The organism is Kitasatospora sp. NPDC022856 (genome assembly GCF_055561235.1).
This window is the reverse complement of the sequence record NZ_JBVHHE010000016.1, coordinates 72750-88848: the sequence shown is the minus strand read 5'-3', so window position 1 is coordinate 88848 and position 16099 is coordinate 72750. Positions and strand designations below refer to the sequence as shown.

Genomic DNA, 16099 nt, shown 5'->3' with positions numbered 1-16099 from the left:
TAAGTTTCGGATATTTAGTCCGTTTCGCCCGGCAACCTCCGGCGTACCGCGGTCAGCCCCGGACCACCCGGGTGCCCGCCATCCGGTCGTGCCACCCGCGCCGGGCGGGGCGGTCGAACAGCGGCCAGACCAGGCCGAGCAGCAGCACCGCCGAGGCGTTCCGGGCCAGCCAGCGGGCCAGCGACCGGGCGAGGCTCAGCCGGTCCCGGGCGGCCGACGGGGCCGCGTGGACCACCCGGATCCGGACCAGGCGCTTGCCGAAGGTCTGCCCGGTGCGGGCGGTCGGCAGGACTTCGTAGAGCACCCCGACGAAGGCGAGGACGGCGAACAGGACGGCCACCTTGCCCAGCACCACCCCGTCCACCAGCCAGACGTCCACCTGGCGGCGGGTCAGCGCGCTGGCCATCCTGGCCTGGTCGAGCTTCTGCTGGACGTGGGACACCACGGAGTTGCCGAGCGGGATGGCGGTCGCGGTGGCGACCACGGCGAGGACGGCGGTGTCCACCAGTCGGGCGGCCAGCCGGCGTCCGAGCCCGGCGGGCAGCGGGGCGGGGGGACGACGGCGAGCCGGCCGGGGCACGGCGGCCCCGGCCTTCGCCGGGTCGGCGAGCGCGCCCGGAGCGGGGGCTCCGACCGGCCCCGCGACCGGGGCGGCGGACGAGGTGGTGGCGGCGGACGAGGTGGTGAGGGTGCGGGGGACCGTGACGGCGGGCACCACCGCGACGGCCGACTCGGCCGAAGCGTCCGGCTGCGACCCCGAGGCCTGCTCCGACACCGGCTGCGACTCCGACACCGACACCGGCTCCGACTCCGGCTCCGGCTCCGAGGCAGGCGCAGGCACCGACGCGGGCACCGGCACCGCCTCGGGAGCACGCCCGGCCACCGGCGCGGCGACGGGCTCCGCCCGCTCGCCGGATGCCTCGCCGGACAGCCGCGCCGCACCCACCGCCCGATCCTCCGCCGGCCCGTCCGCGCCGGAGTCCGGCTCCGCCCCCGGCAGCACGCCCCAGGAGACCCAGCGCGGCGCACCGCCGGTCTCCATCAGGCCACGCTGCGCCCGCGGGTCGACCTGCCAGCCGACGGCCCCCGGCTCGCCCGCACGCTGCTCCTCGACCTCCTCCGCCTCCTCGACCGTGCCGCCGCGCTCCCGCCCGGCGGCCCCGTCGCGGATCTCCCCGGCGCGCGCCGCCTCCTCACCGGCGGCCGGTTGCGCCACCGCCGGACGCAGCGCCGCACGGGCCGCCAGATGCGGCCCGACGCTGAACGACGCCCCACCCGCCGTCTGGTCCAGGTACACCGGCCCGGTCTCCCCGGACATCCCGGCGATCGCCGGCACCGCGGGCGAGGGCACCGCACGCGCAGGCGCGACGGACGAAGGCGCGACGGACGGAGGTACAGCGGAAGACGGCACCGCGGAAGACGGCACCGCGGACGACGGCGGACGGGCCTCCGGCGACGCCGGCGGCGGCACGAAGCGCGCCCCCGCCCCGGGCCCAGCCCCCGCGCCGGCCGCCGCGCCACCCGCCACGCCGCCGCGGCGGGCCGCGAACCGGGGCGGCTGCAGCACCTCGCCCGCGGCCGGGGCCGGGCGGCTGGTGCCCGGCACCCACGCGGTACCGCCCCAGTAGCGGACGAAGCCGGGCACCGAGGGGTCGGGGTAGTACCCCGGTGTGGGGCCGACGGCCGTCTCCGCGCCGCCGGCGAAGGGCCGGTCCGTCATGGGGTCTTCTTTCTGGCAGGGCCGTTGCGGCGCACCCGGCGGGCGGACCACGCGACGGCGACTCGGGCGGCGGAGGTCGCTTCGCCCGTCGGCGCGCGCGAGGACACCGCCTCATTGGCGGACAGTCGCGGGGCAGTCACAAAGGGTAGTACCTCGGCGGCGCGAAGGTGGCAAGTTGCGCGATCGCCGGACAGGCCGGGTCCGCCCGGGATAAGGAGGACGGCGCGCGTCAGCGGACCCGCGCCCGCTCCCCCACGGTCTCCACGGCCCGCCCACGCCCGCGGGAACTCCGCCAAGAAATCTCGGAAACATGTGTAAGAGCGCCCTCGACCCGCGCTCTCCAAGGTCACAGGGCCCGGAACCGGGCACGAACCGGAGTCAGAGAGGAACCCGATCATGGAGCGCGCGACGAGCGTGGTCGAGCACGAGCTGGAACTCAACCTGGTGCTCTCCCCCGAGCACAGCGTCCCCGTCCCGGCCCGACTGTCCTACGGCAGCCACGACCCCTACGCGGTGCACATCACCTTCCACCTGGACACCGGCTCGCCGGTCACCTGGGTGTTCGCCCGCGAGCTGCTGGTGGAGGGCACCTTCCGGCCGTGCGGCCAGGGGGACGTGCGGATCTGGCCGACCCGCTCGGGCCGGCGCAGCGTGCTCTGCATGGCCCTGAGTTCGCCCGCCGGGGACGCCCTGCTGGAGGCCCCGCTGCCGGTGGTGGCCGCCTGGCTGGAGCGGGCGCACCGGCTGGTGCCGCCGGGCAGCGAACTGGCCGCGCTGGACATGGACGGGTCGCTCGCCGAGCTGCTCGCGTGAGCGACCGCGCCGCACGGCGCCGCCCCACCCCGGCCGCCCCGGCACCGGGCACCCCCGGGCGGGACAGCCCCGGACGCGGAACCCCCGGAAGCGGGACCCCCGCCCACGGCGGCCCCGGGTGGAGCACCCCCGGGCCCGTGGGCCCGGGAGTCCCCGGCGACTCAGCGGGCCGCGGGGGCCTGCTGACGGTCGTGCGCGGGGCCCGGACGGCCGCCGCCGCTGCGCTGCCCGGGCAGCGGGACGAGCGGGGCGCCGGCGGCCCGCCGCCGCGCCCTTATCCGTAGCGCCGAGGCCAGCAGGAAGCAGATCCCGACGAGCGGGTAGACCGAGGCCGGGATCTGGCTGACCGCCGACAGGTGCAGGTCGAGGTCGCCGTGGTGCGGCACGACCCACATCCCGAACGAGAAGAAGGCGATCAGCGTCGCCCCGAAGGCCGCGCGCCAGCGCAGCCGGCGGACGGCGGCCGGGCGGGCCTGCTCGACCGCGGCCTCGCAGGCGAGCAGCGCGAGCACGGGCACGCACCAGATCCAGTGGTGGGTCCAGCTGATCGGCGAGATCAGGACCGCGGTGACGGCGGCGCAGCAGACGCCCCACGCCTCGGCGCGCGGCAGCCAGCGGGAGCTGGAGGCCGCCCAGGCGGCGATGGCGAGGCCGAGCACCGCGATCACGGCGCCGGCCAGCGTCGCGACGGTCCCGGGCTCGGCGGTGTGCAGCAGCCGGGCCACGGCGCCGCGTACCGACTGGTTGTCGACGATCTCGGTCTTGCCGACCCGCGAGGAGTCGTAGAGGTACTTGGTCCAGAAGCCCCAGGTGGCGTCGGGCAGGACGAGCGCGCCGAGCAGGAAGGTACCGAGGAAGGTGAAGCCGGCCACGAAGGCGGCCCGGATCCGGCCGGTGAGCAGCAGGTAGACGGCGAAGAGGCCGGGGGTGAGCTTGATGCCCGCGGCGATGCCGATCGCGACGCCCTTGCTGCGGCGGCCGTCGGGGCGGGTGAGGTCCCAGAGGATCAGGCAGGCCAGCGCGAGGTTGATCTGGCCGTAGCGCAGCGTGGTGAAGACCGGTTCGAGCCAGACGCCGCCGCCGGTGACCAGGATCACGCCGAGCGGGCGCAGTTCGCGGCGCGGCCAGCCGACCAGCTTGAACGACAGGTGGGTGAGCAGCGCGAGCAGCCCGAGGTTGCCGAGCGTGATCGCCACCCGCAGGAACGGCACCGGGAACCAGGTCGTCGGCACGAACAGCATCGCGGCGAACGGCGGGTAGGTGGCGGGCAGGTTCCATTCGGTGACCCGCAGCGCGTAGAGGTCGGTCCCGTCGGCGACGGCGCCGCCCTCCGCCCGGTAGACGATCATGTCGACCATCGAGGTGTGGACGAAGTGCCGCACCACGGCGTAGACCACCAGGGACAGCAGCGCCACGGCGGAGACGGCCAGCAGCGGGCGGCGCGGTGCCTCCCGCAGGGCCCGCACGGGCGCGCCGAGGGCGTCCTTGAGGCGGTCCGACAGAGGTCCGGGCGCCGGGTCCGGTGCCGTCGGCACCACGCTGCGCTCGTCTTGCACCGCTGTCACTGTTCGCTCCGTCCACCGTTCGGCCAACCAGCGACGATACCGGATGCCCGGCGACCGGGTCCGGTCGAGCCGACTACCGAGCGTGATCGCCCGGGTGGAAGTGCACCCCGGCCGGCCGTACTCCGTTGCGGGCGGAGCACGGACGGCCGGGGTCCCGGGGAGGGATCGCGGGGCTCAGCCGGCGTAGGCGCCGAGGGCCCGGGTGAAGTCCAGCGGCTGCTGGACGATGCTGCTGCAGCTCGCGTCGGCGTACGCCTTGGCACCGCCAGCGCACGCCTTGTCGCGGGTGCCGGACCACATCGCCAGCCAGGCCAGGTGCTTGGTCCCGGCGAACTCGGCGAGCTGCTTGGCGTCGGCGACGGTGAAGACCTCGCTGGCCACGTCGTTGACCCCGATCATCGGGGTGACCGCGACCTTGCGCCAGGCGGCCGCGTCGTCCAGCCCGAGCACGCTCTTGACCTGGGCCTGGGTGGCGGTGGCCGCGGCGATGGCGTACTTGCCCATCTGACCCTGCGGGTTCGGGGCGACGCCGTCCCCGAAGTCCATCGCCATGATGTTGACCGCGCCGATCGCGACGCCGTTGCGCTTGGCGTCGGCCACCAGGTCGACGCCTTCCTGGGTGAGGCCGGAGGGCAGCGCGGGGAGGGTGAAGGAGACGTCCAGGGCCTTGCCCTTGGCGGCCGCGTTCTTCTGCAGCTGGGCGACGGCCTGGGCACGGCGGGTGTTGGCGGCGGTGTTGGCGATCGCGCCGCCCTCGACGTCGAAGTCGACCTTGGTCAAACCGAAGGCGTCGACGGTCTTCTGGTACACGGCGGTCAGGTCGGCCGTGGTGGCGCAGGCGAGGGCCAGCTCGCTGCCGTTGGCGCCGCCGAAGGAGACCCGGACGTCGCCGCCGATCGCCCGCAGCGCGCCGATCTGGGCGGCCACCGCGTCGGCGGACAGCTCGCTGACGCCGCCCCACTTCGGGGTGCAGCCGCCGCCGGAGACCACGAAGGCGAGGGTGAAGTTCTTCACGCCGGTGGCCTTCGCGGTGGCGACCAGGTCGTACGGCGGGTACAGCGAGGTGTCCACGTACGGCGCGAAGCCGGCGCCGGTGGCCGGGGCGGGCGTGCCGGTCGCGGTGGCGGTGGGCGCGGGGGTGGCGCTGGTGGTCGGCGCCGGGGTGGTCGGCCTGGTCGTGGCGGTGGGGCTCGGGGACGCGGTGGTCGGCCGGGCGGTGGCGGTGGCCGTCGCGGTCGGCGTCACGACGGGCGTGCCGGTCGGGGTCGGCGAGGTGCCGGGGGTGCCCGTCGGGCGGCCCGAGGGGGTCGGCACGGTGTCGCCGGCCTTGCAGGAGGCGTTGTTGATCAGGCAGTTGCCGGGCTCCGCCTGCGCGGCGCCGGCGCCCTGGGCGACGAAGCCGACCACCAGGCTCCGGCCGGGCTCCAGTCGCTTGCTCCAAGCCTCGGGCTTGACGGTGACGTGCTGCCCGTCGGCGCTGAAGGTGGCGTTCCAGAGCGAGTCGATCTTCGCTCCGGCCGGCAGGTCGAAGGACAGCGTCCAGTCCTCGATCGCGCTGCCGGCCGGGTTGGTGACCAGGTACTGGCCGGTGTAGCCGGCGTCCCAGGCGCTGGTGCGGGTGTAGACGGCGCCGAGCGAGGCGGCGCTGGCCGAGGAGGCGAGGGCCACGGCCGCGCCCGCGACCAGCGCGGCGGCGACGGCCGAGGAGGCGAGGACGACTCCCTTGCGGCTGCGTCGGCGGCGGCCCCGGCGGCGTTCGGGCTGGGTCGTCATGGGCGTACCTCCGTAGGGGGCGCCTCCCGCCCGGAGGGCGCGGGGGACGGCTGGGCCGGACGGGGTCGCGGCGGCCGGGCGCGGGTGGATGGACCCGTCGCGGGCGGCGTGACCCGGCTCGGTCGGGTGACCGGCGCGGATGACGCTAGTGGGGCGGGAGGGCCGGAACGGGCCTGCTGAGCGAGGGGTACAGCTCTCTTAGGGCCCGCTTAAGGAAGAGGGGCGACACCGGTGCGCGGCACCGGCGCGCGGGGCCGCCCGGCGCCGGGGACCGCTCAGCGCTGGAACAGCGTGCCGCGGCTGCGCCGGCGGCTGGCGCGGGCGGGGGCGCCGTCGGGGCGGGCCTGCAGCCGCAGCCGGATCTCGGCGCCCCCGAGCCCGGCGGAGCGACCGAGCGCGAGGTCGCCGCCGGTGACCTCGGCGAGCTTGCGGGCGATGTCCAGGCCGAGGCCGGTGGAGCCCTCGCCGCCGTCGCCCTGCCCGCGCTCCAGGGCGGCCTCGGGGTCGGTGAAGCCCGGTCCGGCGTCGCCGACCAGCACGATCACCGAGCTGTCGGTGGCGAGCACGTCGACCGAGAACGCGGTGCCGACGGCGGTGTGGCGGAAGACGTTGCCGAGCAGGGCGTCGACGGCGGCGGCGAGGTCGCCGCGTTGGACGGACACGCCGGCGGGTTGGTCGGCGCCGGCCAACTGCCAGCGGCGCCCCTCGTCCTCGGCGAGCGCGGACCAGAAGCCGACCCGCTCCCGGATCACCTCGGCGGCGTCGCAGCCGACGGTGACGGCGGGCGCGTCCTCGGGCGCCCGCCGGGCCGAACGGATGATCTGGTCGACCTCGCGCTCCAGTTGGGAGACGGCGTGCCGGGTGGCGTCGGCCGCGTCGCCCTCGCCCAGCGAGGCGGCGTTGAGCCGCAGCACGGTGAGCGGGGTGCGCAGCCGGTGCGACAGGTCGGCGGCCAACTCCCTTTCGGCGGCGAGCAACTGGACGACCCGGTCGGCCATCGTGTTGAACGCGTGGGCGGCTTCGCGCAGTTCCTCCGGGCTCCCGGCGGTCCGCCGGTCGTCGACGGGCACCCGGACGGCGAGGTTGCCGCCGCCGAGCGAGCGGGCCGCGGCGGCCAACCGGCGGGCCGAGCCGACGATCCGGGTGCCCATCCGGTCGGCCACCAGCACCGAGATGGCGACCAGGGCGAGCGCGACCGCGGACAGCACCAGCCAGGCGGTGGAGACCCCGCGGGTGAGGTCGCCGTCGGCCACGAACACCTCGACCACGGCCGTCCGGCCGGTGTCGACGGCCACCGGCTGCAGGAGGGCGAAGCCGCCGGGCACCTCGACGGTGAACGAGCGGCCCTGGCCGCCGGCGGTGCCCACGTCGGCGGCCAGCGCACGGGCCTCGCCGATGGTCGCCCCGCCGTCCGGCCCGATCATCGGCGCCCCGGCGGAGGACGGTTCGGAGGGCAGCGAGGAGGGCAACGATGACGGCAGCGGGTTCGACGGCGGGTTCGACGGCGGGTTCGACGGCGCCGAGGGCGGCGAGGGCGAGTCCGCGGCCGGCACCGGGCCCGGGGCCGGCAGATGGACCGCCATCCGCCCCTGCGCACCGGCGTCGGTACTGGCCACCGCACGGGCGATGGCGCCCTGGTCGGTGGTGATGGCGAGGGCCGGGCCGAGCGCCGCCGCCTGCCGTTCGGCCGCGGTGAACGCCCGGTCCCGCGCGGTCTGTTGGACCATCAGCCCGAGCGGGATGAGGAAGGCCAGCGCGACCATGGTGGTCCCGGCCACCGCGGCCTTGATCAGGGCCCAGCGCAACGAGTGCCCGAACCGCCTCACGCCCGGCCCTCCGTGGGGGCGGGGCCGGGCCCCGCCGGGTGCCCGGTCGCCTCCAGCCGGACGCCGACGCCGCGCACGGTGTGCAGGTAGCGGGGGTTGGAGGCGGTCTCGCCGAGCTTGCGGCGCAGCCAGGAGAGGTGGACGTCGATGGTCTGGTCGCCGCCGTAGGTCTGGCGCCACACCTCGGCCAGGATCTCCTTGCGCGGCACGACCACGCCGGGGCGGGCGGCGAGGAAGGCCAGCAGGTCGAACTCGCGGCGGGTCAGGTCGAGCGCCCGGCCGTCCAGGGTGGCCTCGCGGCGCTGGAGGTCGATGGCGAGCCCGCCGACCCGGAGCACCTGGGTGACCGGGGCCGTCCCGCCGCCGAGGCGGCGCAGTACGGCGGCCATCCGGGCGCTGAGGTGTTCCCCGGAGAAAGGTTTCACCAGGTAGTCGTCGGCACCGTCGTTGAGCAGCCGGACGATCTCGGCCTCGTCGTCCCGGGCGGTGGAGATGATCACCGGCACGTTGGTCAGGCCACGGATCATCTTGAGCGCCTCGCTGCCGTCCAGATCGGGCAGGCCGAGATCGAGGATCACCAGGTCGCAGCCGACCTGGGCCACCTCGCGCAACGCCTCAAGTGCCGTGCCCACACTGCGGACCGCGTGACCGGTGTCGGCCAGATGCCGGATGAGGGCGGAGCGTACGAAGGGGTCGTCCTCGACCACGAGCACTGTTGCCATGGGGCTGCACGGTACGCCATCGGCGTGCGGTGGTCTGTACCTCGGGGTGGGTCCGGGAGGGGCCGCCGGACGGCTCCGGACCGATTCGCTCCGTCCCCTGGTGTTTTGTGCAAGTTGCCTGCTGAATAGCAGGGCTGCCCACCTGCGGCGGCCCCGAATACGGCAGGATGTGCGCACGATGCGGAACGGACTGGTACAGCTCGGCGCCTGGGCGGCGGCCACCGGGGCGGCGGTGGCGCTGTCCTGGTTCGGCGTGCACGCGGTGCTGACCGGCGCCGCGTTCGAGCAGCCGACGGCGCTGCCGCTGCCGTCCCCGGCCGCCGGCGGAGCACGCTCCCCGGTCACGTCGGCGCCGGTTCCGACGCCGCCCCAGGAGCCGTCCGCGCCCCGGCCGGAGAGCTCCGGCCCGACGCCCGCGCCGGCCTCGTCGACCACCCAGCGCAGTGCGGCGGCGCCCGGTACCTCGCCCGCGTCACGCCGTCCCGCGCCCACCACCGCCACGACGACCGCGGCCGCCGCCCCGACCGCCACGTCCACCGTGCGCAGTTACCCCGTCCCCGGCGGCAAGGTGGCCCTGGACATCCGGCCGGACAACGCCTCGCTGGTCTCCGCCACCCCGGACCCGGGCTGGCAGATGCAGGTCTGGAACGGCCCGCAGTGGATGCGGGTGGACTTCACCAAGGGCGACCAGGCCAACTCGGTCTTCGTCGCCTGGAACGGCCACCCGCCGACGGTGGAGACGGTCGTCCGCTGACCGCCGTCCGCCCGGCGGTCCCCCGGGCGGTCACCACCGGTCGAAGGGGACGTACCCGGGCAGGTACTACGGGCCCCGGTAGCGGGAGCGGTCGACCAGGGTGTGCCGGGTGCCGCCGGGCACCCCGATCGAGGCCAGCACCACCACCCCGTACCGGTCGTGAGCCTCGTAGGGCTCGGCGAGCGAGCTGGCGCCCCGGTCCACCGCGTAGTCGTAGGCGTAGTGGACGTCCGGAACGCCGACGGCGAGGTCGAGCACCCCGTCGCCGTGCCGGGCCAGGTGGCCGGCCAGCTCCCGGCCGCGCGGCCCGATCACCTGGACCAGCGAGGTCAGCACGAACCTGGTCCCGGGTGCGCGCAGCACGTAGGAGACGGTCTCCGGCTCGCCGGTGTCGGGCCCGGCGTAGGCGGTACAGCGCAGGCCGAGCGCCGTGGCGTAGCGGCGTGCCGCACGCTCCGCGTCGGCGACGGCGAAGACCACCGCGTCGGCGTGCCCCATCGGGACGAGGTCGGGCTCCTCCAGGCCCGCGGTGAACAGCAGGGGTTCGGCGGCGGTGTCGGTCATGACGGCCCTCCCGGTGGGCGTGCGCAACCACGGTCTGCCCCGCGGGCCGGCGTGGGGACCGGCTCACGGGGTTGTGGCTGGAGGGTGGCGCCGGGCCGACCGGCGCGCAACTGTTCCGTTTCCTCCTGGTCAAGGTGTGCGCCGGGGCGGGAGAATCGGCCGCACCGCTGTACAGAATGCCCACCGGAGGACGGAGCCCCGCGATGCCCCCCGCCCACTCCCCGAGTTCCCCGAACTCCACCGGATCGCCCAACTCCACTCCTGGGCAAGCGTCTTCGGCCGCCGCGCCGGGTACCGCCAACGACGCGATCGACGTCCTGGACGGCCGGCTGATCCGGCTGCTGGCGGAGGAGCCGCGGATCGGCGTGCTGGAGTGCTCGCGCCGCCTCCAGGTGGCCCGGGGCACCGTCCAGGCGCGGCTGGACCGGCTCCAGGCCAAGGGGGTGATCGGCGGCTTCGGGCCCGAGGTCGACCCGGCCGCGCTCGGCTACCCGGTGACGGCCTTCGCCACGCTGGAGATCTCCCAGGGCCAGGGCGCCGACGTGCGGGCCCACCTGGCGGCGGTGCCGGAGGTCCTGGAGCTGCACACGATCACCGGGCACGGGGACATGATGGTGCGGATCGTGGCCCGCTCCAACGCCGATCTGCAGCGCGTGATCGACCGGGTGGTGGGGTTCGACGGGATCGTCCGCTCCTCGACGGCCATCGCGCTGGAGAACCCGGTGCCGTACCGGATCCTGCCGCTGGTGGACCAGGCCGCGGCCGAGTAGCCCGTCCGGTCCGGCTCCGGCGGTGCCCGCCGGGACCTCAGCAGGTGGGGACGGTCCCGCCGCCGCGCAGCGCGTCCAGCGCGGAGATCGACTCGCTCAGCGTGCCCACCGGCACCAGCCGCAGACCGTCGGGCAGGTTGACCTTGGCGTCCGCGCACTCGTCCTTGGGCAGCAGGAACACCGTCGCGCCGTCCCGGGCCGCCGCCTGGGTCTTCAGCGGCACGCCGCCGACCGGGCCGATGACGCCCTGGTCGTCGATGGTGCCGGTCCCCGCGACCGTCAGCCCGCCGGTGAGGTCGCCGCCCTTGCCGTCGCCGGCCAGCTTGTCGACGATGCCCAGCGCCAGCATCTGGCCCGCGCTCGGGCCGCCGATGTCACCGAGGTCGACCTTCACCTTCACCTGGGCGGGCGAGAGGTGGAGGTAGGAGAGCGCGGCCGTGGTGGCGCTGTCCTGCGACTCGGTCATCTGCTGGGCCGTCACCTCCTGCGCCTTGGCCGGATCACCCTGCGGGTAGACCGTCTCGGTCGGACGCACCGCCTCGTCCTGGTCGAACCAGGCCCGCAGCGACCGCCAGAAGGTGGTGCGGTCCCCCGGATTGGTCGCCGAGATGGTCACCATCCGCAGCTCCCCGTCGGTGGTGCGCACCGGCGCTCCGGTGACGGTCAGCACCGGCTTGTCCTGGTAGCTGCCGAGGGTGTCCGCGGTGACCCCCGGCCAGGTGAGCGTGTACGGCAGCGGGACGAAGGCCGCCACGCCGAACAGCGCGGCGACCAGCACCCCGCACAGTGCCAGCGCGCGGGTGCGGGGGGCGGTCAGGGCCTTGGGCAGCTTGGTGTCGGACACAGAGGCATCCAAACACACCCGGCGCTATCGCAGGGCGTCGGCGACCTCGGTCGCCGCCTCCACCACCCGGGGGCCGACCCGCTCGGGGACGAGCCCGTTCAGCATCACCACGCCGACGCTGCCCTCGATCCCGCTCAGCCCGACCAGTGCGGCGGCCGCGCCGCTCGCACCCGACTGCTCCTCCGCACGGGTGATGACGAAACCGGACTCCGGACGGCGCTGGCTGGGGAAGCCGCGCGCCTCCAGGATCGCCCGCCCGGCGGCGCTCTCCCCCAGCGGGTGGCGCAGCCCGGTCCGGTAGGCGACGTGGAAGTCCGTCCAGCTGGGCTCGACCACGGCGACGGCCAGCGCCTCGTTGCCGTCGACCAGGGTGAGGTGGGCGGTGGCGCCGAGGTCCTCGGCCAGGCTGCGCAGGGCCGGCAGCGCCGCCTCGCGCAGCAGCGGGTGCACCCGGTGGGCCAGCCGCAGCACGCCCAGGCCCACCCGGGCCCGGCCGCCGATGTCGCGGCGGACCAGCCCGTGCTGCTCCAGCGTGGCCAGCAGCCGGTAGACGACGGTCCGGTTGACCGCGAGGCGGGCGGCGAGCTCGGTGACGGTGAGCCCGCGTTCCGAGTCGGCGAGGAGTTTGAGGACCCGGACGCCCCGGTCCAGGGTCTGGGAGGTCTCTGCAGTCACGACGCGCATGTCCTTTCCGCGGCGGCCGCCGGAGCGGCGGCGCCGGTCCGGGACTCAGGTGTCGCGCGCAGGTGGGTGGCCGCGCTCGGGCCGCGGTGTGTCGTCCTTGACGTCCTGGCGGTCCTGCAGCGCCCGTCCCGACGTGGGTTACCCGACGGGGGAGCGTGTGGGAAAGGTAGTGAAGGAATTGTCGCGGCGGAAGTGGTTGTCCAAAATTCGGGCATGATCGATTTCGTCACGCATGACGAACCCGGACAAACGCCCACATTTCACAGCCCTGGACTGGGCGCAAGTTCGACCACAGTCCGAAGTTCGGACAGCCCCGCGGCGGGGGCCGCTCGCCGGGCGCGGCTCGGAGCAGGTCGCGCCTCGGAGCAGGTGGCGGCTCGGAACAGATCGCGGCTCGGAGCAGATCGCGGCTCAGAGCAGATCGCGGCTCAGAGCAGGTTGCGCAGCACCGTCCAGGCCACCGCGGTGCCCAGCACCACCGCCGTGCCGCCCCGGCCGAGCGTCGGCCGCCAGCTCCGGCCGGCCAGGCCGTGCCGCAGCCAGGTGAGGTAGAGGAGCGCGACCAGCGGCAGCGAGAGCAGCAGCGCCGCGTTGTCGTGCCAGGCCGCCGCGAGGTCGCCGTGCAGCAGGTCGTACGTCATCCGGGTGCCGCCGCAGCCGGGGCAGTCCAGCCCGGTGACCTTGTGCCAGGGGCAGAACGGCAGCAGCTGCCCGGGCAGGTGCGGGTCGCGCGACCACAGGTAGGCGCAGCCGGCCAGGCCGCCGCCGAGCACCGCCAGCGGCGGTCCCGCGGTGCGCAGCCGGGCCGGGAGGGGCAGCCGGGCGAGGAGCGGCAGCCGGGGGGCGGGGCCGTCGGCCCCGGGCACGGCGAAGCCGCCCCGGCCGGAGCCGGGGCGGCGCGCCGCGAATGGCCTGGGCAAGATCAGCTGCGCAGCAGACGGCCCTGGGCGTCCGTGCGGTCGTTGCTGGTGAGGAACAGGATGCCGTCGATCAGCGACCAGACACCGAGACCACCGCAGGTCAGCAGCTGGGCGATGCCCATGCCGATGTGGCCGGTGTAGAAGCGGCCGACGCCCAGGCTGCCGAGCAGGATCGTCAGGATGCCGGCGACGACCTTGGACTTGTCGGAGAGCTCGGGCTGGGCGTGGGGCGGGTACGACACGTTCGGTGTGCTCCTTGTGACGGCATGTTCGAGCTCGCGACGGGACGGTCGCTGCCTCGACTGGTGAGGTTGCCGGCCCGGCTCACCGGGGGCTGCGGCCACCGTCCGGACGGGGCGGGGCGCAGCCACGACAGACCCGGAGGCGGCGCGGCACGCGGAACACTAGCCGATCATCACACCGGCTGTCTCCACAGATTCTTCGCGTTCGCCTGACCGTCACATGACCTTCGGGCGTTGCCGGACAATTCGCCGACGTCCGTTACTTCGCCCACTCCCGGATCCGCTCGATCCGGGCCTTCAGCTGATTGACCGTCGCCTGCGCGGTGAGCGGACCGCCGCACTGGCGCCGCAGCTCGTTGTGGATGGTGCCGTGCGGCTGGCTCGTCCGGTGGTGCCAGGCCGCCACCAGCGCGTTCAACTCCTTGCGCAGCTCGCGCAGTTCCTGGTGGGTGACCACCGGCCGCTGCTCGGCCGGCAGCTCCAGCAGGTCGGCCTCCTCGGCGGGCTTGGCCTTGCTGCGCTGGATCTGGCGGTGCTGGCGCTTCTGCAGCAGCATCTGCACCTGGTCCGGCTCCAGCAGGCCCGGGATGCCGAGGTACTCCTCCTCCTCCTCGCTGCCCGGGTGCGCCTGCATGCCGAATTCCATGGCGTTGTACAGCACCCGGTCGAAGACCGCGTCGGAGCCGATCGCCTCGTAGGAGAACTCCTCGCCGCCCGCGCCGTCCGGCCCGTCGTTGGCCCGCTCGGCCTCGGCGAGCAGCCGGTCCTCCTCGTCGAAGAGGCCCTCGCCCTCCTTCTTCGGCCGGTCCAGCACGTGGTCGCGCTGAAGCTCCATCTCGTTGGCGAAGCCCAGCAGCGTCGGGATGGTCGGCAGGAAGACGGACGCGGTCTCGCCACGCTTGCGGGCCCGCACGAAACGGCCGACGGCCTGCGCGAAGAACAGCGGGGTGGAGATCGAGGTGGCGTACACCCCGACGGCCAGCCGCGGCACGTCGACGCCCTCGGACACCATCCGGACCGCGACCATCCAGCGCGCGTCGCCCGCCGAGAAGTCGGAGATCCGCTGGGACGCCTCCGCCTCGTCGGAGAGCACCACGGTGGCCTTCTCGCCGCTGATCTCCCGGAGGATCTTGGCGTAGGCGCGGGCGGTGTTCTGGTCGGTGGCGATCACCAGGCCGCCGGCGTCCGGGATCGCCTTGCGGACCTCGCTCAGCCGCCGGTCGGCGGCCTGGAGCACGCTGGGGATCCACTCGCCCTGCGGCGCCAGCGCGGTGCGCCAGGCCTGGGCGATCAGGTCCTTGGTCATCGGCTCGCCGAGCCGCGCCTCCAGCTCGTCGCCGGACTTGGTGCGCCAGCGCATGTTGCCGCTGTAGCTCAGGAAGATCACCGGACGCACGACGTGGTCGGCGAGCGCGTGCCCGTAGCCGTAGGTGTAGTCGGCGACCGACTTGCGGATGCCGTCGCCGCCCGCCTCGTACTGGACGAACGGGATCGGGTTGGTGTCCGAACGGAACGGCGTACCGGTCAGCGCCAGCCGGCGGGAGGCCGGCTCGAAGGCCTCGAAGCAGGCCTCGCCCCAGGACTTCGAGTCACCGGCGTGGTGGATCTCGTCCATGATGACCAGCGTCTTGCGGGCCTCGGTCCGGTTGCGGTGCAGCATCGGGTTGACCCCGACGCCCGCGTAGGTGACCACGATGCCGTGGTACTCGCGGGAGAGCGGGCCCGAGGAGTAGGCCGGATCGAGCTTGATGCCTATCCGGGCGGCGGCCTCGGCCCACTGCTTCTTCAGGTGCTCGGTCGGCGCGACGACGGTGATCTGCTGCACCAGGTGGTTGTGCAGCAGGTAGGAGGCCAGCGTCAGGGCGAAGGTGGTCTTACCGGCGCCCGGGGTCGCGACCGCGAGGAAGTCGCGCGGCTGGTTCTCGATGTACCTGTCCAGCGCACCCTGCTGCCAGGCCCGGAGCTTGCCGGCGGTGCCCCAGGGGGCCCGGCCGGGGAAGGCCGGCGACAGGTGGTGCGAAGCGGCCGACGCGCCTTGGCCGGCGGCCCGGGCGGGCGCGTGCGGCTCCTGCGCGTCGGAGAAGAGGGGCATCGAGGAGGCGGCGGCAGTACTCACGGTCTCCGAGGGGGATCATCGCAGGTCAGAGGCCGTTTAGCGGCCCCCGGCCGCGGTCGGGCGGCAATCGGACAACCGGTCCAGCGTACCGGTCCGGCGCCGTTCGAGCGGCCAGGCTCGACCTCCGGTTCGCCCGGACGGCCGGAAACCGATGTGACCCGGATCACGGAAATCACCCACCGGAACCGCGTAAGCGCTACCGCCCCGCCCGACTCTCTCCAGTGAGGCCGCCCCACCCTCCAGAGCCGCCACCCCGGCCTCATGCCCCCGCGAAGACCTCACTCCCCCAGAAAGGGCGCGCCGTGCACGCCACCGTCGAAGAGACCGTCCAGGCCCGTCTGATCCTGTCCGCCCACCGGTCGGTCCGGCTGCGGGTCGCCCTCGGCTACCGCCGGGAGGACCCGCTCGCCGTCCGGATGGGCTTCCCCGCCGAGTTCTCGCTGGACGAACCGGGCGACGGCGCCGGGCCGGGCTCCGGCCGGGACGCCGGCCCGGACATCGAGTGGGTCTTCGCCCGGCAGCTGCTGTCGGCCGGCCTGGAGCTGGCCGCCGGCGACGGCGACGTCCACGTCCGGCCCGCCCCCGGCCGGCGCACCATGGTCGAGCTGCGCGCGGCCGAGGGCACCGCGCTGGTCCGGTTCGACACCGCCGACCTGCGGCGCTTCCTCTGGCACAGCCGGCTGGTCGTTCCCGAGGGCGAGGAGCACCGCCACCTGGACGCCGACCGCGCCCTCGCCGAGCTCCTGGGCTGACCGGCGCCGGCGGTGGCGGTGGCGGTGGCGCGCC

The 16099-nt window shown here is 74.9% G+C and carries 15 protein-coding genes; 4 read left to right on the top strand and 11 right to left on the bottom strand.

The genetic code is table 11. The features are described 5' to 3' along the window. Positions 1-52 precede the first annotated feature (52 nt). Entirely contained in the window at positions 53-1720 is a 1668-nt protein-coding gene (locus tag ACZ34W_RS21580) for an RDD family protein (protein ID WP_465606250.1), read from the bottom strand. Positions 1721-2116: 396 nt separating this feature from the next. Here ACZ34W_RS21580 and ACZ34W_RS21575 point away from each other — a divergent pair, with 396 nt between their 5' ends. Then, entirely contained in the window at positions 2117-2533 is a 417-nt protein-coding gene (locus ACZ34W_RS21575) for an SsgA family sporulation/cell division regulator (RefSeq protein ID WP_352293229.1), read from the top strand. 161 nt (positions 2534-2694) lie between these two features. On the opposite strand, the gene ACZ34W_RS21570 is transcribed toward ACZ34W_RS21575, so the two are convergent. The 4 genes from ACZ34W_RS21570 to ACZ34W_RS21555 form a co-directional block, all read right to left on the bottom strand. Further along, positions 2695-4098 carry a glycosyltransferase 87 family protein gene (locus ACZ34W_RS21570; RefSeq protein WP_465606248.1) on the bottom strand — a complete coding sequence of 468 codons (1404 nt, stop codon included), beginning with the start codon at positions 4096-4098 and terminating at the stop codon, positions 2695-2697. Between the two features lie 174 nt (positions 4099-4272). Next, positions 4273-5871, bottom strand: a complete 1599-nt coding sequence (locus ACZ34W_RS21565; RefSeq protein WP_329487857.1) for a glycoside hydrolase family 18 protein — start codon at positions 5869-5871, stop codon at positions 4273-4275. Between the two features lie 275 nt (positions 5872-6146). Further along, positions 6147-7676, bottom strand: coding sequence for a sensor histidine kinase (locus tag ACZ34W_RS21560; RefSeq protein ID WP_465606403.1), 1530 nt, complete (start codon positions 7674-7676; stop codon positions 6147-6149). A gap of 17 nt (positions 7677-7693) precedes the next feature. Beyond that, positions 7694-8419, bottom strand: a complete 726-nt coding sequence (locus ACZ34W_RS21555) for a response regulator transcription factor (protein ID WP_329487858.1) — start codon at positions 8417-8419, stop codon at positions 7694-7696. A 178-nt stretch (positions 8420-8597) separates the two neighbouring features. On the opposite strand from ACZ34W_RS21555, the gene ACZ34W_RS21550 reads away from it, so the two are divergent. Beyond that, on the top strand, positions 8598-9173 hold the full coding sequence (locus tag ACZ34W_RS21550; RefSeq protein ID WP_465606245.1) for a hypothetical protein: 576 nt from the start codon (positions 8598-8600) through the stop codon (positions 9171-9173). Positions 9174-9239: 66 nt separating this feature from the next. On the opposite strand, the gene ACZ34W_RS21545 is transcribed toward ACZ34W_RS21550, so the two are convergent. Then, positions 9240-9737 (bottom strand): VOC family protein, encoded by a 498-nt coding sequence (locus tag ACZ34W_RS21545; protein ID WP_465606243.1) that lies wholly within the window; start codon positions 9735-9737, stop codon positions 9240-9242. Positions 9738-9940: 203 nt separating this feature from the next. Between ACZ34W_RS21545 and ACZ34W_RS21540 the strand changes: the two genes are divergently transcribed. Further along, complete coding sequence (locus ACZ34W_RS21540; RefSeq protein ID WP_359804906.1) at positions 9941-10507, top strand: Lrp/AsnC family transcriptional regulator; 567 nt, start codon at positions 9941-9943, stop codon at positions 10505-10507. Between the two features lie 37 nt (positions 10508-10544). Here ACZ34W_RS21540 and ACZ34W_RS21535 read toward each other — a convergent pair whose 3' ends face one another. From ACZ34W_RS21535 to ACZ34W_RS21515, 5 genes are all read right to left on the bottom strand, one after another. Beyond that, complete coding sequence (locus ACZ34W_RS21535) at positions 10545-11351, bottom strand: S16 family serine protease (RefSeq protein WP_352293238.1); 807 nt, start codon at positions 11349-11351, stop codon at positions 10545-10547. 24 nt (positions 11352-11375) lie between these two features. Next, complete coding sequence (locus ACZ34W_RS21530; RefSeq protein WP_329487863.1) at positions 11376-12026, bottom strand: IclR family transcriptional regulator; 651 nt, start codon at positions 12024-12026, stop codon at positions 11376-11378. A gap of 437 nt (positions 12027-12463) precedes the next feature. Further along, positions 12464-12955, bottom strand: coding sequence for a DUF2752 domain-containing protein (locus ACZ34W_RS21525; protein WP_465606240.1), 492 nt, complete (start codon positions 12953-12955; stop codon positions 12464-12466). A gap of 2 nt (positions 12956-12957) precedes the next feature. Continuing rightward, positions 12958-13197 (bottom strand): TM2 domain-containing protein, encoded by a 240-nt coding sequence (locus tag ACZ34W_RS21520; RefSeq protein WP_329487865.1) that lies wholly within the window; start codon positions 13195-13197, stop codon positions 12958-12960. A 259-nt stretch (positions 13198-13456) separates the two neighbouring features. Next, positions 13457-15289: a DEAD/DEAH box helicase gene (locus ACZ34W_RS21515; RefSeq protein WP_329492114.1), complete on the bottom strand. Its 1833-nt coding sequence runs from the start codon at positions 15287-15289 to the stop codon at positions 13457-13459. Between the two features lie 326 nt (positions 15290-15615). On the opposite strand from ACZ34W_RS21515, the gene ACZ34W_RS21510 reads away from it, so the two are divergent. Then, positions 15616-16065 (top strand): SsgA family sporulation/cell division regulator, encoded by a 450-nt coding sequence (locus ACZ34W_RS21510; RefSeq protein WP_329487866.1) that lies wholly within the window; start codon positions 15616-15618, stop codon positions 16063-16065. Positions 16066-16099 lie beyond the last annotated feature (34 nt).